17 protein-coding genes are annotated in these 20,804 nt (G+C 74.4%); 11 read left to right on the top strand and 6 right to left on the bottom strand.

All coding sequences use genetic code 11. From position 1 onward, the window contains the following. Nucleotides 1–310: 310 nt before the first annotated feature. The gene (locus ACH9EU_RS14090; RefSeq protein WP_396412476.1) at nucleotides 311–1,417 is read right to left on the bottom strand and encodes an IS110 family RNA-guided transposase; all 1,107 of its coding nucleotides are present in this window, start codon (nucleotides 1,415–1,417) and stop codon (nucleotides 311–313) included. Between the two features lie 400 nt (nucleotides 1,418–1,817). On the opposite strand from ACH9EU_RS14090, the gene ACH9EU_RS14085 reads away from it, so the two are divergent. Then, nucleotides 1,818–2,315 (top strand): Lrp/AsnC ligand binding domain-containing protein, encoded by a 498-nt coding sequence (locus ACH9EU_RS14085; RefSeq protein ID WP_396414544.1) that lies wholly within the window; start codon nucleotides 1,818–1,820, stop codon nucleotides 2,313–2,315. 105 nt (nucleotides 2,316–2,420) lie between these two features. Next, a complete protein-coding gene (locus ACH9EU_RS14080) occupies nucleotides 2,421–3,278 on the top strand; it encodes an SRPBCC family protein (RefSeq protein WP_396414543.1) in 858 nt (285 codons plus the stop codon). Between the two features lie 123 nt (nucleotides 3,279–3,401). Here ACH9EU_RS14080 and ilvD read toward each other — a convergent pair whose 3' ends face one another. Next, nucleotides 3,402–5,093, bottom strand: a complete 1,692-nt coding sequence (gene ilvD / locus ACH9EU_RS14075) for a dihydroxy-acid dehydratase (RefSeq protein ID WP_396414542.1) — start codon at nucleotides 5,091–5,093, stop codon at nucleotides 3,402–3,404. Nucleotides 5,094–5,311: 218 nt separating this feature from the next. Here ilvD and ACH9EU_RS14070 point away from each other — a divergent pair, with 218 nt between their 5' ends. Then, on the top strand, nucleotides 5,312–6,214 hold the full coding sequence (locus ACH9EU_RS14070; RefSeq protein ID WP_396414541.1) for an SDR family oxidoreductase: 903 nt from the start codon (nucleotides 5,312–5,314) through the stop codon (nucleotides 6,212–6,214). 33 nt (nucleotides 6,215–6,247) lie between these two features. After that, nucleotides 6,248–6,670, top strand: a complete 423-nt coding sequence (locus tag ACH9EU_RS14065) for a ChaB family protein (protein WP_396414540.1) — start codon at nucleotides 6,248–6,250, stop codon at nucleotides 6,668–6,670. Between the two features lie 14 nt (nucleotides 6,671–6,684). On the opposite strand, the gene ACH9EU_RS14060 is transcribed toward ACH9EU_RS14065, so the two are convergent. After that, the gene (locus ACH9EU_RS14060) at nucleotides 6,685–7,986 is read right to left on the bottom strand and encodes an FG-GAP-like repeat-containing protein (RefSeq protein ID WP_396414539.1); all 1,302 of its coding nucleotides are present in this window, start codon (nucleotides 7,984–7,986) and stop codon (nucleotides 6,685–6,687) included. A 122-nt stretch (nucleotides 7,987–8,108) separates the two neighbouring features. Continuing rightward, on the bottom strand, nucleotides 8,109–8,861 hold the full coding sequence (locus tag ACH9EU_RS14055) for a TSUP family transporter (RefSeq protein WP_396414538.1): 753 nt from the start codon (nucleotides 8,859–8,861) through the stop codon (nucleotides 8,109–8,111). Nucleotides 8,862–9,050: 189 nt separating this feature from the next. Here ACH9EU_RS14055 and ACH9EU_RS14050 point away from each other — a divergent pair, with 189 nt between their 5' ends. Together ACH9EU_RS14050 and ACH9EU_RS14045 are read left to right on the top strand one after the other, a co-directional pair. Further along, complete coding sequence (locus ACH9EU_RS14050; protein WP_396414537.1) at nucleotides 9,051–10,727, top strand: RecQ family ATP-dependent DNA helicase; 1,677 nt, start codon at nucleotides 9,051–9,053, stop codon at nucleotides 10,725–10,727. A gap of 101 nt (nucleotides 10,728–10,828) precedes the next feature. Next, entirely contained in the window at nucleotides 10,829–12,016 is a 1,188-nt protein-coding gene (locus tag ACH9EU_RS14045) for an FAD-dependent oxidoreductase (RefSeq protein WP_396414536.1), read from the top strand. Nucleotides 12,017–12,103: 87 nt separating this feature from the next. Here the strand turns inward: ACH9EU_RS14045 and ACH9EU_RS14040 are convergent, their stop codons facing one another. Continuing rightward, nucleotides 12,104–12,658 carry a TetR family transcriptional regulator gene (locus tag ACH9EU_RS14040; protein ID WP_396414535.1) on the bottom strand — a complete coding sequence of 185 codons (555 nt, stop codon included), beginning with the start codon at nucleotides 12,656–12,658 and terminating at the stop codon, nucleotides 12,104–12,106. Nucleotides 12,659–12,781: 123 nt separating this feature from the next. On the opposite strand from ACH9EU_RS14040, the gene ACH9EU_RS14035 reads away from it, so the two are divergent. The 4 genes from ACH9EU_RS14035 to ACH9EU_RS14020 all read left to right on the top strand — a co-directional run bounded on the left by ACH9EU_RS14035 (nucleotide 12,782) and on the right by ACH9EU_RS14020 (nucleotide 18,976). Beyond that, nucleotides 12,782–14,389 (top strand): MFS transporter, encoded by a 1,608-nt coding sequence (locus tag ACH9EU_RS14035; protein WP_396414534.1) that lies wholly within the window; start codon nucleotides 12,782–12,784, stop codon nucleotides 14,387–14,389. Nucleotides 14,390–14,394: 5 nt separating this feature from the next. Further along, nucleotides 14,395–14,919: a mycothiol transferase gene (locus ACH9EU_RS14030; RefSeq protein ID WP_396414533.1), complete on the top strand. Its 525-nt coding sequence runs from the start codon at nucleotides 14,395–14,397 to the stop codon at nucleotides 14,917–14,919. Between the two features lie 146 nt (nucleotides 14,920–15,065). After that, a complete protein-coding gene (locus ACH9EU_RS14025; protein WP_396414532.1) occupies nucleotides 15,066–16,997 on the top strand; it encodes a peptidoglycan DD-metalloendopeptidase family protein in 1,932 nt (643 codons plus the stop codon). A 161-nt stretch (nucleotides 16,998–17,158) separates the two neighbouring features. Beyond that, complete coding sequence (locus ACH9EU_RS14020) at nucleotides 17,159–18,976, top strand: peptidoglycan DD-metalloendopeptidase family protein (protein ID WP_396414531.1); 1,818 nt, start codon at nucleotides 17,159–17,161, stop codon at nucleotides 18,974–18,976. A 73-nt stretch (nucleotides 18,977–19,049) separates the two neighbouring features. On the opposite strand, the gene ACH9EU_RS14015 is transcribed toward ACH9EU_RS14020, so the two are convergent. Next, nucleotides 19,050–19,583, bottom strand: coding sequence for an alpha/beta hydrolase (locus ACH9EU_RS14015; protein ID WP_396414530.1), 534 nt, complete (start codon nucleotides 19,581–19,583; stop codon nucleotides 19,050–19,052). 188 nt (nucleotides 19,584–19,771) lie between these two features. Here ACH9EU_RS14015 and ACH9EU_RS14010 point away from each other — a divergent pair, with 188 nt between their 5' ends. After that, the gene (locus ACH9EU_RS14010) at nucleotides 19,772–20,785 is read left to right on the top strand and encodes a zinc-dependent alcohol dehydrogenase (RefSeq protein WP_396414529.1); all 1,014 of its coding nucleotides are present in this window, start codon (nucleotides 19,772–19,774) and stop codon (nucleotides 20,783–20,785) included. Nucleotides 20,786–20,804: the final 19 nt, after the last annotated feature.

Here is a 20,804-nt window from a genome sequence, read left to right as displayed (position 1 = left end):
CTGATATGTAGTCGATCTTGTCAAGAGGGCAGGGTGAAGCGGGGCACTCATTGATCGGTGGGTGCCCCGCTTCGTCGTTCATGGAGGGGTTGGGGTGATCTCTGCGGGCGTGTTGTCTCGACGCGTGGTCAGTCTGATATCCGCGGGTTGGTTACCGCATGACGCTGGTTTCGGCGCGAGGAGCGATGCTGGTCTGAGCTCGAGCGTGGCCACGAGGATCTCGTGACTGCTCACAGTCGAATCGCTGGTCTCCTCGGCGCGCGGCGCGCAGGAGATCTCCCGTGGCCGGGTCCGTGAACGGGTCTGTGGGTCATGCGTCCATGGTCGCCAGCGACCAGCACCAGCCGGCCATCTCTCGGGCGATCGCTGTGTTCGCGACCGTGTGACGCTTCTTGTGCTCGCTGAGCATGCTCCAGCGGTGATGCAGGCGCCTGTTGCCCGCATCGGCGCGTTCGGCCACGGCTGCCGGTGCCAGGGCCCACCGGTCCCGCATCGTCTTCCCCGGGCGGTACTGGGGCTTGTGGTGCCAGGCGGCCTCGATCAGCAACCGCCTGGCGTGGGCGTTGCCGGTCTTGGTGATCTGGCCCTGGGAGCGGGTTTGCCCGGAGGAGTGCTCCGAGGGCACCAGCCCCAGGTATGAGGCGATGTTCCGGCCCGTGAAGCGGTCCCAGTCGCCGATCTCCACCGCGAGAGAGAACGCGGTCAGGGTCGAGATCCCCCGCAGGCAGGCCAGACGCCGGGTGACCGTGGTCCACTCGGAGTCCTCGGCCAGCAGGAGGATCTGCGCGTCCAACCGGCACCGGCGGGCCAGGGCGTGGGCGACCGCGTCGTGGTAGTCGTCGAACACGATGCGTGAGACCTCGCCGAACACGGCGATGTCCTGGCGGGCCATCTGCTGCATCCAGGCCTCGTGCTTGCCGCTCCACGCCTCGCCGCCGGTGTAGACGTGGCCGTGGCGCAGGAGGAACTTCCCCAGCCGGTGACGGGCGCTCATCAGGTCCCGGCGCACGTCGTCCCTGGCCCGCACCAGGTCCCGTGCCACCTCGCGGGACCGGTCGGGAATCGTGACCTCGATGATGTCGTCGTTGCGGGCCAGTCGGGCCAGCAGCAGCGCGTCGTTCTTGTCGGTCTTGACCCTGTCACCGGAGGCCCGCAACAGCTTCGAGGGCGCCGCGACCTGGACCCGGTGGCCGGCCTCGATCAGGGTGCGGGCGAGTTCGTACCCGGTCGGTCCGGCCTCATAGGTCACCTGGACGGGGCCGTGCTCGCGGGCCAGAGCGTCGACGAACTCGCCCACCATGACGGTGTCAGCGCTGAGGGTCTGATGAATGATCTCGCCGGTCAGGCTGTCGATCGCGCAGGCCTTCACGCTGCGGGCATGGACATCCAGTCCCAGACTTGTACGCTCGGTGAACACCGGGGCCTCCTATGCATGTCGGCACCCCGACCCCGACCGGTCGGGGTGATCCACGTACTCTGCATAAGCGGGGCCCCGGCCACAAGACCCAGACGCCGCCTACACCCATAGCGTCTGAGCCCCACCGCCCCTCGCCGCCCCGGACAGTGCTCGGCCCGCGGGAGCTCCGTGGAGCTCCCGCGGGCCGGGAGAGGGCCTGCCGCTGCGGGGTGCTGAGCGGTTCCTGACGACGGGACGCCTCGTGGGCGGCCGTTGCGGGCCGGGATGCGTGCGACCGGGTCTGCGCGTGCATCGTATGATCACCATTTGACACCCATGTCTGCACTCTGCGCAAACGTCTACTCTGGATCTGATCGGAATGATCAATTCGACAGGGGAAAGAGGAGCGGACGTGGTCAGCATGACGAACGAGGGGCCCGGCGGGGTCGCGCTGGACGCGACCGACCGGAAGATCCTGGCGGCGCTGGACGAGGACCCGCGCATGACCGTGCTCGCGCTGGCCCAGCGGACCGGTCTGGCGCGGGGGACGATCCACACCCGGCTCGAGCGCTACCGCACCAGCCCGGTGCTGCGGCCGCACAGCACCCGGGTGGCGCCGGCGGCGCTGGGCTACGGACTCGCCGCGAGCGTGGCCGTGGAGCTGGACCAGCACCAGCTCGACGAGGCGATCGCGGGCCTGCGGTCCATCCCCGAGGTCATCGAGGTGTTCGCCCCGGCCGGCCAGACCGACCTGCTGTGCCGCGTCGTCGCGAAGGACCCCGAGGACCTCTACCGGGTGTCGGAGGAGATCCGGCTGTGCCCCGGGATCCTGCGGACGTCCACGAGCATGTTCCTGCGCACCGTCATCCCCTACCGCGTGGCGCCGCTGCTCCGGGGCGCGGAAGGGGCCGGCGCCTGAGTCGCGTACTGGCTGACGCGACGCCCCCACGCTATCGTAAGCACACTGGCGAATCGGTGCTCCCGCGCCGTTCGCCGATGCCCAGGACGATCCCGAGGAGAGGCCATGACCACCCAGGTGGAGAAGAGCATCGTCGTCGACGTGCCCGTGAGCACCGTCTACAACCAGTGGACCCAGTTCGAGGACTTCCCGCGGTTCATGAAGGGCGTGGAGCGGGTCACCCAGCTCGCGGACGACCGGCTGGAGTGGGTCGCCGAGATCGGCGGCGTGCGCCGGCGGTGGGAGGCGAGGATCCTGGAGCAGGTCCCGGACCGCCGGATCGCGTGGGCCGCCGCGGAGGGCGCCACCAACGCCGGCGCCGTGAGCTTCCAGGACGCCGGGAACGGCAGGACCGCCGTCGCCCTGGTCCTCGAGTACGAGCCCGAAGGGCTCGTGGAGAAGGCCGGTGACGCGCTCGACGTCGTGGAGAAGCAGGCCGAGGGCGACCTCCGGCGCTTCAAGGAGTTCATCGAGGACGAGGGCTACGCCACCGGTGCGTGGCGGGGCTCCGTCGACGAGGGCGTGCCCGCCGGGACGCCCGGCGTGGAGCGCGCGGCGTCGTCCCGCGGGGACGACGGCGGGGCCGGGGTCTCCGGCAAGGCCGTCGCGGCGGGCGTGGCCGCCGCCGGAGCGGCCGTGGCCGGTGTGGCCGCGGCCGCGAAGCGACGGGACGCCGACCGGGACGCCGACCGGGACGCCGGCAGGGACGCACGCGGGGACACCGGCGAGGCCACCGGGCCGGTCACGGCCGCGGCCGCGCCGACCGCGACCCCCGTGGCCCCCGAGACTCCCGTCCCGGGACCCGTCCCGCCGATCACAGAGACGGACCCCGCCCTCGTCGACGACGCCGTCGCGGCGGACGTGGACGTGGACCCCACGACCCGGCACCTCGGCGACGGCCGGTCCACGGGCGGCGCGCTCTGACCCGGCGGCCCCGGGCCTGACGCGGGCCGGGTGGAGGCCGCGGCGCCGCGGGCGGACCCGGGCGCCGCGGGCGGACCCGGGGGCCGCGGCGGGTCCCGGCAGGTGGGCGGGCCGGTGGGGCGCTCAGCCGGTGACGGCCCCGAGGGACGCCGAGCGCACGAGCTTCACGTACTTGCCGAGGACCCCGCCCTCGTACTGCGGGCGCAACGGGGTCCAGCCGTTGCGACGGCCGGCCAGCTCCTCGGCGTCCACCAGCAGGTCCAGGCTCCGGCCGGCCAGGTCCACCCGGATCCGGTCGCCGTCGCGGAGGAAGGCGATCGGGCCGGCGTCGACGGCCTCCGGGGCGATGTGCCCGATGCACAGGCCCGTGGTCCCGCCCGAGAACCGGCCGTCGGTCAGCAGCAGCACGTCCTTGCCGAGGCCGGCGCCCTTGATCGCGCCCGTGATGGCGAGCATCTCGCGCATGCCGGGCCCGCCCTTGGGACCCTCGTAGCGGATGACGAGCACGTCCCCGGCCTGGATGCCGCCGGCCTCGAGGGCGTCCATGGCGGCCTGCTCCCGTTCGAAGACGCGGGCCGGGCCCTCGAACACCTCGGCGTCGAAGCCGGCGGACTTCACCACCGCGCCCTCGGGGGCGAGCGAGCCGTGCAGGACCGTGATCCCGCCCGTGCGGTGGATCGGGTTGTCCAGGGTGCGGATCACCTCGCCGTCCACCGGGTCCGGGTCCAGGGCCGCGAGGTTCTCCGCGACGGTCCGGCCCGTCACGGTGAGGGCGTCCCCGTGCAGCAGCCCCGCGTCGAGCAGGGCCTTCATGACCACCGGGATCCCGCCGTGCCGGTCGACGTCGTTCATCACGAACCGGCCGAACGGCTTGAGGTCGGCCAGGTGCGGGACCCGGTCCCCGATCCGGTTGAAGTCCTCGAGCGTGAGGTCCACCTCCGCCTCGCGGGCGATGGCGAGCAGGTGCAGGACGGCGTTCGTGGAGCCGCCGAGGGCCATGAGCACGGTGATGGCGTTCTCGAAGGCCTCCCGCGTGAGGATGTCCCGGGCGGTGGTGCCGCGCCGGAGCATCTCGACGACGGCCTCCCCGGAGCGGTGGGCGAACTGGTCCCGCCGCCGGTCCGCCGAGGGCGGTGCCGCGGAGCCGGGCAGGCTCATGCCGAGGGCCTCGGCCACGGACGCCATCGTGTTCGCCGTGTACATCCCGCCGCAGGCGCCCTCGCCCGGGCAGATGGAGCGCTCGATCCGGTCCAGGTCGGCCTTCCCCATGAGTCCGGCCTTGCAGGCGCCCACGGCCTCGAACGCGTCGATGAGGGTGACGTCCTTCTCGGTGCCGTCCGTGAGCTTGACCCAGCCCGGGGCGATCGTCCCGGCGTAGAGGAACACGGAGGCCAGGTCCAGGCGGGCGGCGGCCATGAGCATGCCCGGCAGGGACTTGTCGCAGCCCGCCAGCAGCACGGAGCCGTCGAGCCGCTCGGCCTGCATGACCGTCTCCACGGAGTCGGCGATCACCTCCCGGGACACGAGCGAGAAGTGCATCCCCACGTGCCCCATGGAGATGCCGTCCGAGACGGAGATCGTCCCGAACTGCAGCGGGTAGCCCCCGCCCGAGTGGACCCCCTCCTTGCACCCCTGGGCCAGCCGGTCCAGGGACAGGTTGCACGGGGTGATCTCGTTCCAGGAGCTCGCGATGCCGATCTGGGGCTTGTCCCAGTCGTCGTCGCCCATGCCGACGGCGCGGAGCATGCCGCGGCTGGCGGTCGCGTCGATGCCGTCGGTGACCTGGCGGCTGCGGGGTTTCATGTCGGGGCTCATGCGGTCTCTCCCGGTTCGGCGGTACGGAGGCCTTCGGCGGTGCGGAGGCAGGGCGTGCGGGCAACCTATCAACGGATCCCGGGAGCGTCGAGGGACGTCCACGGGCGCGCGGCGGGCGCGGGCCGAGATCGTTCCGCTCCGGGGGCAGACAAGGCGGGCCCGGTCCTCCTAGTCTGGACGAGGACGGAACATCAGCAGCCTGATCGAAGGAGCCCGCCATGCCGGAGAGCCCGGTCTCCCGCCACGCCCGCTCGATGGCCGACGCCGAGGGCGGGATGCCCGAGCAGCAGCAGGAGCCGCCGGGGCTCACCGCGGCCATGGACCCCGTGCCCGACCACGGCGAGGCGTCCTGGCAGGGCCGCGGCCGCCTCGAGGGGCTCAAGGCCCTGATCACGGGCGGGGACTCCGGGATCGGCCGGGCGGTCGCGATCGCCTACGCCCGGGAGGGCGCCGACGTCGCGATCAACTACCTGCCCGCCGAGGAGGAGGACGCCCAGGACGTCGTGGGGTGGATCGAGAAGGCCGGGCGCACGGCCGTCCTCGTGCCGGGGGACCTGCGGGAGGAGGCCACCTGCGAGGACGTCGTGGCCCGCGCCGTGGAGGGTCTCGGCGGGCTCAACGTCGTGGTCAACAACGCCGGCTTCCACTGGGCCAGGGGGAAGCCGGGGCTCAAGGGCCTGGACACCGCTGACCTCGAGCGCGCCGTGCGGACCAATCTGTACGGGACCCTCTGGATCAGCCGTGCGGCGCTGCCGCACCTGGGGCGCGGGGACTGCATCATCAACACCACGTCCGTGCAGGCCTACGACCCGTCCGTGTCCATGGTCGACTACGCGGCCACGAAGGCCGCGCTCAACAACGTCACCGCCAACCTCGCCGCCGAGCTCGGTCCGGAGGGGATCCGCGTCAACGCCGTGGCGCCCGGCCCCGTGTGGACGCCCCTGCAGCCGGCGACCAAGGAGCCCGGGGCGGTCGCCCACATGGGCGAGAACACGCCCCTGGGGCGGATCGGCCAGCCGGCCGAACTCGCCGGGGCCTACGTCTTCCTGGCCTGCCCGGCCGAGGCCGGCTACGTCAGCGGAGCGGTCCTCGGTGTGACCGGGGGCCTGCCCGTGTTCTGAGTTCCTCACCCCCCCCGATGGAAGGAGCACCCCGTGCCCAAGACCGGCAAGGACGACCACGCGAAGAAGAGCGAGCTGCCCTCCACTCTGCAGCGGTCCGGGCGGAAGGCCCAGGACACCTTCGCCAAGGCCTACGACTCCGCGCTCGAGGAGTACGGCGAGGAGGAGCGCGCGGCCCGGACCGCGTACAGCGCGCTCAAGCACACGCACGAGAAGGTCGGGGACCACTGGGAGCCCAAGGACGAGCGGGGCCCGTCGGACGAGCGCGCCGCCGGGGGGCGCGACTCGGACGCGGAGACCGCCGGCGGCGTGGACGCCAACGCCTCGAAGGAGCACCTCTACGAGGTCGCGAAGCGGCTGGACGTCGAGGGCCGCTCCTACATGACGAAGAAGGAGCTCGTCACGGCGATCCAGAAGGCCAACGACGAGCGGACGCGCCGGGCGCGGGAGGGCTGAGCGCCCGCACGCGCTCAGCCGTGCGGGCCCAGCCAGTCCGTGACCAGGGTTCCGCGCTCGCCGAAGCCGACGATCTCCGGGAGGCCGTCACCGGTGACGTCCGCGATCCTGCGCACGTGGCGGTCCGGCCGCCAGCCCTGCTGCCACCCGTAGTTGCGCAGGTCGAGCGTGGCGACGGCGAAGTTGCCGTCGAAACCCGACCAGGAGGAGTAGGTCCCGGCGTCGCCGAACGCCACGATCTCGGCGCGGCCGTCGCCGTTCAGGTCCACGACCTCGCGATCGTGCCGGTCGGAGCGCCAGCCCTGCGCCTCCCCGAGGTCGCGCAGCGTCATCGACGGTGCGCCGAAGGTCCCGTCCGTCCTCCCGTGCGCGACCCACACCCCGGCGTGGCCGAAGCCGACGACGTCGGCCCGGCCGTCCGCGTTCACGTCCGCCACGTGGCGGGGGTGACGCCCGACCCGCCAGCCCTGCGCGTGCCCGAAGTCCCGCAGCACGAGCGCGGAGGCGGAGAACGTCCCGTCGGCGCGGCCCTGCGCCACCTGGACGCCGCGGTCGCCGAATCCGACGACGTCCAGCAGCCCGTCCCCGGTGACGTCGGCGAGCTCCCGGACGTGGCGGTCGGTGCGCCAGCCCTGGTTCCAGCCGAAGTCCGCGACCCGGAGGGTGGCGGGGGAGAACTCCCCGGAGCTTCTCGCCGAGCCGTGGACGGCCACGTGCACGCCGTCGTCGCCGAACCCCACGACCGCCGCCCTGCCCCCGCCGTCGAGGTCGGCCACCCGGCGGAGGTGGCGGTCGGGGCGCCAGCCCTGGGCCGCCCCGAAGTCCTGCAGCGTCCTCTCCGGTCCCAGGGCGGGATTCAGCGAACCGTAGCGGTTCCCGTAGGACACGTGCAGCCCGCGCTCGCCGAAGCCGACGATGTCGCGCCTGAGGTCTCCGTCGACGTCGGCGACCCGCCGGGGATGGCGCTCGGGGTGCCACCCCTGGTTCCGGCCGAAGTCCGCCAGCCGCAGGTCCGACGGGGAGAGCGTGCCGTCCGCGTGGCCGAAGGAGACGTGGACGCCCCGGTCGCCGAAGCCGATGACGTCGGCGCGGGAGCGGGCGTCCGCGGCGAGCTCGTAGTGCCCGACGTCCGCCACGAGCCGCAGGTGGCGGTCGGTGCGCCACCCCTGGGCCGTGCCGTGGTCGAGGTGCAGGACGCCGGCGCGGTTCGGGTCCTCCGCCGTGTGCTGGGTCGCGCCCACGGGGGCGGCGGGGCCGGCGGCCAGCAGGGCCACGGTCGTCGCCGCGAGCAGGCGGGTGCGGGCCGTACGCTTCATGGTGCTCCTCCGTGGTCGGTGACCACAGGGTAGGGCCGTCGGGCGCCGCGGGGAGGTCGATGCCGTGTGCGGACTCTGTGCGAACCGTGCGCGAGGTGCGTCCGGGGACCGGCGCGGACGGGTCAGACGACTCCCATGAGCCCGCGTACGAGCGTGAGGGCCCCGCCGAGCCCGGCCAGGACGAGGGCCGTGGTGCGGGCCGCGGAGACCGGCACCCGGCGGGACACGGCCCCGCCGATCAGGATGCCCAGCACCACCGTCAACACCACGCCCGGGGCGATCCACCAGGGCGGCATGCCCCCGGTGCCCGCGGCGCCCAGGAGCGTCTTGACGAGCACGGACAGCGCGCCCATCGTCATGAACACCGGCTGGAGGGTGGCGGCGAACGAGCGCTGCTCCCAGCGGGCGAGCCGGGAGTGGATCACCAGCACCGGCCCGGCGACGCCCGCGGTGGTGTTGAAGAACCCGCCGACGGCCCCGGCGAGCACCGTGGGCAGCCGCCCGGGCCACTCGGGCAGGCGGGGCAGCCCGAACATGGTGGTGAGGGCCAGCAGCACCACGGCGCCCACGACGACCTGCAGCCAGGCGGCGGGCAGCTCCCGGACGAGCAGGGCGCCCGGCACGGCTCCCACCGCCGCGGCCGGGGCGATGAGGGCGAAGCGCCGCCAGTCCACGTGGCGCCACACCGAGAGCATGATGAGGAACCCGGAGACCGTCGTCGTCGCGTTGGCCACGAGCACCCCCGTGGCCGGCCCCAGCAGCAGCGCGAGCGTCGGGGCCACGACCAGGCCCACCCCGGTGCCCGAGACGCGCTGCAGGACGGACCCCACGAGGACGGCGAGGGCTGCGACGGCGACGAGTTCCACGCGTCCCATTCTGCGCCCCCCGCCGAGCGGCCCTGCGCAGGGCGCCTCGTGCGGTGGCGTGGCTCCCAGCTTCCGTCAGTACCCTTGCCGTGAGGAGCGGTCCCCTGCGGGCCCCCGTCGGAGGGAGAACGAGTCCGTGCACCACCACCAGCACCGCCCGAGCCGCCGGCGCCGCGGCCCGGTCCCCGGAGCGGGCCGATGAGCGCCGGGCGACCGTCCGCGGCACGGCTGCAGGAGGTCGCCGCGCAGCGCTTCGGGATCGAACGGTTCCGCGAGGGCCAGCTCGAGGCCATGGTGGCCGCCGCGGCCGGCCGTGACGTGCTGGCCGTGATGCCCACCGGGCACGGCAAGTCGGCCATCTACCAGGTCCCCGGCGCCGTCCTGTCCGGGACGGCCGTGGTGGTCTCCCCGCTCATCGCCCTGCAGCACGACCAGGTGGACGCGCTCGCCGGGCACCTGGGAGACGGCGTCGCCCACGCCGTGAACTCGCGGGTGGGGACCCGGCGCGAGCGCGCGGCGTGGGAGGCCGTGGCGAGCGGCCGGGCCAAGTTCTTGTTCCTCGCTCCGGAGCAGCTGGCGCGGGAGGAGACGCTGGACCGGCTGGCCGGGGTCCGCGTCTCCCTGTTCGTGGTGGACGAGGCGCACTGCATCTCCTCGTGGGGCCACGACTTCCGCCCGGACTACCTGGTGCTGGGCGAGGCCGTCGAACGGCTGGGGCACCCGCCCGTCGTCGCGCTCACGGCCACCGCCTCCCCGCACACGCGCGCCGAGATCGTCGACCGGCTGGGCCTGCGGGACCCGCTGGTCCTCGTGCACAGCTTCGACCGCCCCAACCTCGAGCTGAGGGTCGTCCGCCACCACGAGGCGGCCGACAAGCGGCGGGCGGTGCTCCGGGAGGTCGCCGGAGCGTCCGGGCCCGGTCTGCTCTACGTGGCCACACGCCGGGAGGCGGAGGAGTACGCCGCGGCGCTCGCCGGACACGGCCTCCGCGCCGAGGCCTACCACGCCGGCCGCGGGCGCGCCGAGCGAGAGGGCGTCCACGCCCGTTTCCACGCGGGCGAGCTCGACGTCGTGGTCGCCACCACGGCGTTCGGGATGGGCATCGACAAGCCGGACGTGCGGTTCGTCGTGCACGCCGACATCCCGGACTCCCTGGACAGCTACTACCAGGAGATCGGCCGGGCCGGCCGGGACGGGGCCCCCGCTCTCGCCGTGCTCCACTACCGCTCCGAGGACCTGGGCCTCCAGCACTGGTTCGCCGGCGCGGTCCCGGAGCCGGCCGACCTGGAGGCGGTCTACCGGGCCGTCCGCGAGCACGGCCCGGTCCGGTCCCGGAAGCTGCGTGACCTCACGGGCCTGGGTCCGCGCGCCCAGGCCCGTGCCCTGCACCTGCTCGAGCACAGCGGCGGGCTGCGCGCCGGCCGCCGGGGCTATGAGGCCGTGCGCGGGGCCGGGGCGGAGGGGGCCGTCGCGGCGGCGCTCGCGGAGGCGGAGGCGCAGCACCGGATCGACACGTCGCGCATCGACATGATGCGCGGCTACGCCGAGACGGACGACTGCCGCCGGGACTGGCTGCTGAACTACTTCGGCGAGGAGACCGGCGGCTGGTGCGGCAACTGCGACCGGTGCGCGAGGCGGGGCTCCGCCGCGGCGGCCAAGGAGCGCGCGGCCGCGACACCGCACGGCTGGGAGATCCAGACCCCGGTCGTCCACCGCGACTGGGGCGCGGGCATTGTGATGGGCGCCGAACCCGACCGGATCACCGTGCTCTTCGACGCGGTGGGCTACAAGGAGCTCTCCCTGAAGCTCGTCGAGGAGCACGAGGGCCTCCTGGTGCACGCGCCGGGCGGGAGCGCGGGCGCCCCGCCGTCGTGACGGCGCCGCCCCTTGATCCGCCGGCGCACCGGTGGGATGGTCGGCCCAGGCGGGTGGTCCGCCCGGCACCGGGGGAGGCGTCCATGGTCGGAGCGAGGGTCGTGAGCACCACGTGCTGCGTGGTCGGCGGCGGGCCGGCGGGGCTGATGGCCGCGGTGCTGCTCGCCCGCCAGGGGGTCGACGTGGTCGTGCTCGAGAAGCATGCGGACTTCCTGCGCGACTTCCGCGGGGACACCATCCACCCGTCCACCACCGAGCTCATGGCGGAGCTCGGCTGGCTCGAGGACTTCCTCGCGCTCCCGCACACCCGCGTGGAACGGGCGACCGTGGGCCTGGGCGAGGAGACGGTCGTCGTCGGCCGTTTCGACCGGCTGCCCGTGCGCTGCCGGTTCATCGCGTTCATGCCCCAGTGGGACTTCCTGGACTTCCTCGCCGCCCGCGGGGCGGAGCTGCCGTCCTTCCACCTCCTGCGCTCCACGGCGGCCACCGGCGTCCTCGTCGAGGACGGGCGGTGTGTGGGGGTCACCGCCCACGACGACGACGGGACCCCGGTGCACGTGCGGGCCGAGCTGGTGCTGGCCGCCGACGGCCGCGACTCCGTCCTCCGGGAGGCGGCCGGTCTCGAGCCCGTGGCCCACCGCTCCCGGATGGACGTGCTGTGGTTCCGGGTGCCTCGCGTGCCCGGCCAGGAGTCGCCCCTGTTCAACGCCGGGGACGGTGCCGTGGTGGCGCTCAACCGGGGCGAGTACTGGCAGGCGGCCCTGATCATCCCCGCCGGCGGGCACGACGCCCTGCGGGACCAGGGGGTCGGGGCGCTGCGCGAGCGCGTCCGCCGGCTCGCCCCGGCGCTCGCCGAGGGCGTGGAGTCCCTCGGGAGCTGGGACCAGGTGCGGCTGCTCCGGGTCCGGGTGGACCGGCTGCGCCGCTGGTGGCGGCCGGGGCTGCTGTTCATCGGTGACGCCGCCCACGCGATGTCCCCGGCCGGCGGGGTGGGCATCAACCTCGCGATCCAGGACGCGGTCGCGGCCGCCAACATCCTCGGCCCCCGGCTGCTGGGCGACGGCGTCCGCGAGCGGGACCTCGCCAGGGTCCAGCGGCGCCGGTCGTGGCCGGCGCGGGTCACGCAGCTGTTCCAGCTCGTGCTGGCCCGCCGCCTCGTGCCCGCCCGCCCCGGCCGCACCGCCAAGCCGCCGCTGCCGGTCGCGGTGGTCCGGGCGCTGCCCTTCCTGCCGCACCTGACCGGCCGCTTCATCGGTCTCGGGCTCCGGCCCGAGCACGTCCGCTCCTGACCGTGCACCTGCCGGACGTCCCGCGGGGTCCCGGCCGACCACGCCGTTCCGTGGTCGGCCGGCGAACGCGCGGCGGTGCGTCCGTGGTCAGGCGGCGCGGTTCCGGGGGCTGAGCCGGTCCACGGCCGCGAGGAGGGACTCCAGGATGGCGTGCCGGGGTGCCGACTCGTCCGGCAGCAGGCCGATCGACGCGTTGTGGTACAGGCCGTCGCCCATCTGCTGCACGGCCGTGGCCACCACGGGGTCGCCCACGTCCGCGAGGATCAGCTCGTACCAGGCGATCCCGAGCTGCTTGAGGGCCGCCCTGGCGTTCTCGTCCCCGGACTGCACGAGCCGGGAGGCGACGACGAGCGCCCGGTCCAGCTCGCTGTCCTCGAACAGGGACGTGGTGAGGAAGTACCGCGCGGCCCCGTCGGGGGCCGCGGCCATGGCCTCGAGGTCGAGCCGCATCAGCTCCTCGAGGCGCTGCAGCGTCGCGTCCACCAGCGCCTGCCGGTGGGGGAAGTGGTAGAGCAGTCCTCCCTTGGACACCCCGGCGGCGGCGGCGACGGCGTCGAGGGTCGCGGAGCGCTCGCCCTCGTCGACGACGATCTGCTCGAAGGCGGCCAGGAGCTTGTCCCGGGCCACGGGTCGGCGCGGCATGTGAGGAAGACCTCCCTGGATCGGATGCGCCCCCCATTGTGTCAGCCCTCCCATAACTGTACCGTCTGGACGGTACAGTTATTTTTGCCGTCCGGCCCCGATCCGTTCTCCTGGAGGTGAACCATGACCGCTCTGCTGACGTCCCGCCCCACGGCCGGGGCCCGCGAGTGGGCCGCGCTCGCGGTCCTCATGCTGCCCGTCCTGCTCGTGTCCGTGGACAACACGGCGCTGAGCTTCGCGCTGCCCACCATCTCCCAGGCCCTGCACCCCACAGGGACGCAGCTGCTGTGGATCGTGGACGTCTACCCCCTGGTCCTGGCGGGCCTCCTGATCCCCATGGGCTCGCTCGGGGACCGGATCGGGCGACGCCGGCTGCTCCTGACCGGCGGCACGGGCTTCGCCGCCGTCTCCGCGGCGTCGGCGTTCGCGCCCTCCGCCGAGCTCCTGGTGGCCGGGCGTGCCGCCATGGGGTTCTTCGGGGCCATGCTCATGCCCGCGACCCTCTCGCTGCTGCGCAACATCTTCCCGGACCCCACCCGGCGCCGGATCGCGATCGCCGTGTGGGCGGGTGGCTTCAGCGGCGGCGCGGCACTGGGTCCGATCGTCGGCGGCCTCCTGCTCAACCACTTCTGGTGGGGCTCCGTGTTCCTCATGTCGGTGCCGGTGCTGATCCCGCTGCTCGTGCTCGGGCCGGTGCTGGTCCCGGAGTCGCGTGATCCCCGGCCCGGGCCGCTGGACGTGGCCTCCGTGCTGCTCGCGATGCTCGCCATGACGCCGGTGGTCTACGGCATCAAGGCGGCCACCGCCTCGGGGAGGCCGTTCGACGGCCTGCTCAGCGCGGCCCTCGGCGTGGTCTTCGGGATCCTCTTCGTGCGCCGGCAGGCCGTGCTGGAGCACCCTGTGCTGGACCTGCGCCTGTTCCACGAGCGGGGCTTCGCCGGCGGGGTGACCGTCAACGTGCTCGGCAACGTGGGCCTCTACGGGTTCCTGTTCATGCTCACCCAGTACCTGCAGCTCGTGGTCGGGCTCGATCCCATGAGCGCGGGGCTGACCATGGTCCCGGGCCTGGCCCTGACCGTGCTGGCCGGCTTCGCGGCCGTACGGGCGGTGCGGCGGTTCGCGCCGCGGACCGTGATCACGGCGGGTCTGCTCCTGACGGCGGGCGGCTTCCTGCTGGTGGCCCTCTCGAACCTCGCCGCGGACACGGGCGCCGTGGCCGTCCTCGGCGCGTTCTGCCTGGTGGGAGTGGGCATCGGGCTCGCCGAGACGCTGTCCAACGACCTCGTGCTCACGGCGGCGCCGCCGCACAGGGCCGGGGCGGCCTCGGCGATCTCGGAGACCGGCTACGAGCTCGGCGCGGTGCTGGGCACGGCGGTGCTCGGCGGGCTCCTGACGGCCTCCTACCAGCACCACCTCGACCTGCCGGCGGCGCTGGGCGGCGTTCCGGGCGCAGCGGCGCGCGAGACCCTCGGCGGCGCCGTGGAGATCGCGGACGGTGCCGGGACGCTGGGCCCCGCGGTGCGGCAGGCCGCGTTCGAGGCGTTCACCGCAGGGATGCACGGGGCGGCCCTGCTGATGGCCGCCGTCGTGGTCGTCGCCGCCGTCGTCGTGGCCCGGGTGCTGGGCCGTTCCGCGCCCCGTCCGGGCGCACCGACGTACGCTGAGGTCGCGGAGAACCGGCGGGGCCCCTCCGTGGATCGGGGCCCGGAGCGGGACACGGAGAAGGGGTGAGAGCCATGACGCCGCAGGAGCTCTTCGAGGACGCGGCCAGACGGCCCGCCCAGGTGGCGGAGCACGTGCTCGACGAGATCTCACCGGACGTGCTGAACACCATGCCCGGGGGGCACGCCAATTCCGTGGCGTGGCTCGTGTGGCACGCCGCCCGCCAGCAGGACGCCCAGGTCGCGGAGCTGGCCGGGACCGAGCAGGTGTGGACGGCCGAGGGGTGGGCGGCCCGGTTCGGCCTCGACCTCCCCGACGGGTCCATGGGGTTCGGTGACGGGCCGGAGGACGTCGCCCGGGTCCGGGTGGGGGCGCCGGAGCTGCTGCGGCACTACCTCGAGGCCGTCGTGGAGCGGACCGTGGGCTACGCCCGCGGGCTCTCGGACGCCCAGCTCGACGACGTCGTGGACCCCGCGTGGGACCCGCCGGTCACGCGGGGGGTGCGCCTGGTCAGCACGGTGGACGACGCCGCGCAGCACCTCGGCCAGGCCGCCTACGTCCGGGGCCTGCTCGAGGACGGGTGGTCCGGGCCCTACTGACTGCCCACGAGGGCGACCAGGTCTGCCCCATCGGGCGGTGTCCCGTCCCTCGCCGCCGCGGCGCCCGGATCCTAGGTTGGGAGCGCCAGCCACCAGCAGCCGCGGCCCCGGACCGGACGTCGCGGCACCACCGGAGTGGGGACGTCATGTCTCGCAGCCTCGACCGCATCGGCAGGTCCGACCGTCGCCGTCGCGTCCTCCGGCTCCTCGCCGGCCTGGCCTGGACGGTTCTCCTGCTCGTCGCCGCCGCGGCCGGACCGAGCGGTGCACCCACGGCCTCCGCCGTCGGCGGTCCGGGCGTGAGCGCTGCCGGAACCGGCGGACCGAGCGCGATCCCTTCCGCGACCGGTGACCCGAGCGCGAGTCCTGCCGGGACCGGCGGACCGGAGGAGGACCGGTCCCGGCTCGGCTGGAGCCTCTTCCACGCCGCCGCGGAGCAGTGGCAGTTCGGGTTCGCCCTCCGGCAGGTGGGCTCGCCGTGGCAGCACGACTTCCCCCTGGTGTCCAAGCTCCGGCCGCGGGCCGAGGCGCCGCGGTACCAGGGCACGCTGCCCCTCAACACCATCGTCGCCCCGGCCACGCCCACGGACGTGCACCCGGCCGGTGCCTACGGCTGGCGGGTGGCCCCCGACATCGGCGTCGAGGAGCTGCACAACGGGGCCGACATCGGGGCCCCGAGCGGGACGCCCGTGCTCTCCGCGCTCGACGGTGTGGTCAGGGCCGTGTTCTGGGACGTGTGGGGCGGCAACCGTGTGGAGGTCTCCCACGTCGGCGACATGGTGACGACCTACAACCATCTCGAGGACGTGCAGGTGAGGACCGGGGACAGGCTCCGGGCGTCGCAGCAGCTGGGAACGGTGGGAGCGACGGGGGCGCGCGTGACCGGCCCGCACCTGCACTTCGAGACGTGGGTCGACAGCAAGGCCGTGGACCCGCAGTCCTTCGACTGGATGGACGGGGACCGCATCATCCCGGCGCCCCGAGGTCCGGGGCAGGAGCCGCCGCAGATCCCGCGGGGCGGCAAGGGCGACAAGTCCACGGTCGACGCCGCCCAGAGCTGCCCGTACGAGCGGTCCGACCCCAGCAGGTGCCGGCCGCCCGAGTCCGGCCCGCCGACCGCTCCCAGTGCCTGGCCGCCGTTCGAGCAGTGCACGGACCTGCTGTACGGGCGGTACAACTGTGTGCCGCTGGAGGACCCGGTGGGTCCGGAGGACTGCCCGGCGGCGGTGGGCGGGCGGGTGGACTGTCCTCCGGTGGTGTGGCCGGAGCTGCTGGACCCGTCGGTGTGCACGGAGCTGCCGTACGGGCGGTACAACTGTGTGCCGCTGGAGGACCCGGCGGGCCAGGAGGACTGCCCGTCCGCGGTGGCCGGTGGGCGGGTGGACTGTCCTCCGGTGGTGTGGCCGGAGCTGCTGGACCCGTCGGTGTGCACGGAGCTGCTGTACGGACGGTACAACTGCGTGCCGCTGGAGGACCCGGCCGGGCAGGAGGACTGTCCGGCGGCGGTGGGCGGGCGCGTGGACTGCCTGCCGGTGGTGTGGCCGGAGCTGCTGGACCCGTCGGTGTGCACGGAGCTGCTGTACGGGCGGTACAACTGTCTGCCGCTGGAGGACCCGGCCGGGCAGGAGGACTGTCCGGCGGCCGTGGGCGGGCGCGTCGACTGTCCTCCGGTGGTGTGGCCGGAGCTGCTGGACCCGTCGGTGTGCACGGACCTGCTCCACGGGCGGTACAACTGCGTGCCGCTGGAGGACCCGGCCGGGCAGGAGGACTGCCCGGCGGCGGTGGGGGGACGCCTCGACTGCCCTCCCGAGGTACAGGTCCCGGACGAGACGCTGCCCACTGTCCCCGCCGGGGAGGACGGGGTAACGAGCCCGGGGCCGGACGTCCTCGTGCCCGACGTCCGTGAGCCCGACATCGCCCTCCCGGAGGTGCCCTTCCCGAACCGGGACCTGGGGCTGCGCCGGGTGGAGCGGCCCGCTCCCGGGGGCCCCGCGAGGCGTCCGGGGCCACATCGGGCGGCTGTCGGGCCGGGCCGGCAGGAGCCCCGGAACCCTCCAAGGAAGTTGAAAAAACATTGAAACGCCGACGTGCAAGGTGCCCATGAGGGGACGGGCGAACCCTCGGTGGCCCGCGGGCGTTCGCCTAGGCTGACCACATCGGCTCCCGGGAGCGGGAGCTGCCGGTCCACACTTCTGCTGATCTTCCGTCGCTCGCGCGACATCCTGGGGGAAACATCGTCATGCCCCGCGACACCTCACGTCCCGAGCCCGGGCTGCGCCACCGGGCGACCTCTCCGGTGACCGCGCTCGCGGCCTTCTCGGCCCTCGTGGCCGTCAGCGTCGCCGTCAGCACGGGGATCGACCCCGCGGCGGACACCGCTGCCCGGGGCGGACAGGGCTCGGCGTTCGGCGACGCGGCCGCGGCGGCGCAGCGCCAGGTTCCCGGCTGGAGCCTCCTGGCGGCCGGACGGGAGCAGCCGCGGCACCCGGCGGGACCGATGCAGGACGACCACAGCGTGTCGCCCGTCCGCGACGGCGCGGCCGGCGACGGCTCCTGGCGCGAGGGTGCGGGTCGCGGCGAGGGCGGGAAGAACGCGGCGTCCACGGCGCGTCCGGGACGGAAGGCACCCCGGCTCTACCACGGTGAGCTGCCCATCAACACGATCATCGCGCCGGCCAGCCCCGGCGCCGTCCTGCCCGGCGGGACATTCGGATGGCGGATCGCCCCGGACCGCGGAGGTCGCGAGTTCCACAACGGCACGGACATCTCCGCCGCCGCCGGGGTGCCCGTCGTCGCGGCTCTCGACGGCCGGGTGACGGCCGTGTTCTGGGACGTGTGGGGAGGCAACCGGGTGGAGGTCTCCCACGACAACGGCATGCGGACCACCTACAGTCACCTCGAGGACGTGCGCGTGGAGGTCGGGGACCGGCTCGCGGCGTCCGAGCGGCTCGGGACGGTCGGCGCCACGGGCGTGCGCGTCACCGGGCCCCACCTGCACTTCGAGACCTGGGTCGACGGTGAGGCCGTCGACCCCCAGTCCTTCGACTGGATCGACGGGATGCAGGTCATTCCGGCGTCCCGGGCCAAGTACTCCCTCGAGGTGCCCGAGCACACCGAGGACGACGTCGTGGCGCCGAGCGACCCCGCGAAGGAGAAAGCGGCCCCGAAGGAAGCGGCGAAGCAGGAAGCTGCCGAGAGGGAAGCTGCGAAGAAGGAAGCTGCCAAGAGGGAAGCGGCGAAGAAGGAAGCGGCGAAGAAGGAAGCTGCCGAGAAGGAAGCTGCCAAGAAGGAAGCTGGCAAGAAGGAAGCGGCGAAGAAGGAAGCGGCCGAGAAGGAAGCGGCGACACCGGCTCCGTCCCCGGACGAGCCTGCCGCACAGCCGGCGACTCCGGAGAGAACGGCGCCCGAGAAGGTCCCGGCGGCACCGGCCGGGCCGGGCGGCCCTGTGGCCCCTGTGCCTCCCGCACAGCCCGCGGTCCCGGCCGCCCCGGCGCCTCCGGCGGAGCCCGTCGTCCCGGCGGTTCCGGCGGAGCCCGTGCCTCCGGTCGTTCCGGTGGAGCCCGCGCCTCCGGCGGTTCCGGTGGAGCCCGCGCCTCCGGCGGTTCCGGTGGAGCCCGTGCCTCCGGTCGTTCCGGTGGAGCCCGCGCCCCCGGCGGTTCCGGTCGAGCCGGTGGTCCCGCCCGTGCCCGAACCGGGCGTCGCCCCCGTGGTCGTGCCGGACGCGGTGCGGGACACCGACGGTGACGGGACCCTCGACGTCGAGGATCCCGACCTCGACGGGGACGGGATCCCCGACGAGCTGGACGACGACCTCGACGGGGACGGCATCCCCAACGGCATGGACCCCGACATGGACGGGGACGGCCTGCGCAACGAGGTCGATCCGGACCTCGACGGCGACGGTCTTCCCAACGCGCTGGACGCCCAGCCCGCGCATCCCGCGCCGAAGGGCGCCCCGGCCGCGGAGGCTGCTGCGGCCCCCGAACCGGATCCGGGCGCCGCGACGACGCCGGGCGCCGCTGCCGGGGAGACCGCCGCGACCGCCCCCGCCGTCTGAGGCCGGACGCTCCGGCCCGGGTGGGCACGGTCCGGGTCCGACCGGAGACTCCGTCCCGGCCGGTGCGCGGCTGTCAGGGCACGATGCCGCGCTCGGTCCACTCGGTGGGCAGGTGGCCGCCGGATCCCAGGAGCAGGAGCTGCGCGGAGGGGAGGCGGTCGGCCAGCCGGTGCGCGTGCGTGACGGGCACGACGTCGTCGTCCTCGGCGTGCACCACCACGATGTCGAGGTCCGCGAGCGTGCGGCCCGCGGTGGCGGGCAGCGTGAAGCCGAGGTAGTTCCAGTCCGGGTCGTCCTGGTCCCAGCACGGCGAGGCCACGGTCACCACGCGCTGCAGGAGCGTGGGGATTCGGTGGCACAGGAAGCGCAGGGCCTCCGACCCGCCCAGGGAGTGGCCGACGATCATCCAGGGCTCGTCGGGGATCTCCCGGATGGCCCGGGCGATGGCGTCCTGCCACTGGTCGGGGTCGGGGTCCTCCGGGTCGGGCAGTGCCGGTGCCACGAGGTCCGCGTCGGGCCACCTGCGTCGAACGGCCTGGAGCACCGGATTCTCCTCGGGACCGGGCTGGGGCCCGGCGCCGTGCAGGAACAGGATGCGCTGGACCATGGGGAACCTCGGGGACGCTGGAGGAGCGGCAGGCGCCGCCCTTCCAGCGTCCCCGCCGCCGCGAGGAGGTGTCAAGAGGCGCGGGCGGCTCCGGCCGCGGGTCCGGCGGGGCCCCGCCCGCTGCCGGCGCCGCGACGCGCCCCGGCCCGCGCCTGTGCGCGGCGGGCCGCGACCGACACAATGGGTCCATGACCGACACCGCTCACGCCGCAACGCCCGGACCCCGCACGAGCCGTGCGTACTGGACCGTGGTGCCGGGCCGGGGCGAGCTGCGCACCGCGCCGCTGCCCGCGCCGGGCCCGGACCAGGTGCTGGTCCGGGCGCTGTGCTCGGGGATCAGCCGGGGCACCGAGTCGCTCGTCCACCGGGGCCTGGTGCCGGCGCGGGTGCACGAGCGGATGCGCGCCCCCTTCCAGGAGGGGGCCTTCCCCGGGCCGGTGAAGTACGGCTACCTCTCCGTCGGCGTCGTGGAGGAGGGGCCGGAACCGCTCGTGGGCCGGCGGGTGTTCAGCCTGCACCCGCACCAGGACCGCTACGTCCTGCCCGCTTCCGCCGTCACCCCCGTGCCGGACGACGTGCCCTCCGAGCGCGCCGTGCTCGCCGGCGCCGTCGAGACCGCCGTCAACGCGCTGTGGGAGGCCGGCCCCCGCTTCGGGGACCGGGTGGCCGTGGTCGGCGCGGGGATGATCGGCGCGTGCACGGCCGCGCTGCTGGCCCGCTTCCCCCTCGGCCGGCTCCAGCTCGTCGATCCCCAGCCGTCGCGGGCCGCGCTCGCCCGGCGGCTCGGCGTGGAGCACATGGCACCGGAGGACGCGGCGGGGGAGTGCGACGTCGTCGTCCACGCGTCCTCCACGGCGGCCGGGCTGGCGCGGGGTCTCGAGCTGCTGGGCGACGAGGGCGAGCTGATCGAGATGTCCTGGTACGGCGACGAGGACCCCGCGGTCCCGCTCGGGGCGGACTTCCACGCCCGCCGGCTGCAGATCCGCGCGAGCCAGGTCGGGGCCGTGGCCGCCGCCCGCCGCGCACGCCGCACCACCGCGGACCGGCTCGCCACGGCCCTGGACGCCCTTCGCGACCCCCGCTTCGACGCCCTGCTCTCCGGCTCCTCGCGCTTCGAGCAGCTCCCGGAGACCATGGACCGGCTCGCCGGAGGGTCCTCCGACGTGCTGTGCCACGTGGTGGCCTACGGCCCGACGACCTGACCCCGACGACCCGACCCCG

Source organism: Kocuria rhizosphaerae (genome assembly GCF_044462265.1).
Classification (GTDB): Bacteria; Actinomycetota; Actinomycetes; order Actinomycetales; family Micrococcaceae; genus Kocuria; species Kocuria rhizosphaerae.
The sequence above is the reverse complement of the archived record's forward strand: the minus strand, read 5'-3'. Positions and strand labels throughout refer to the sequence as shown.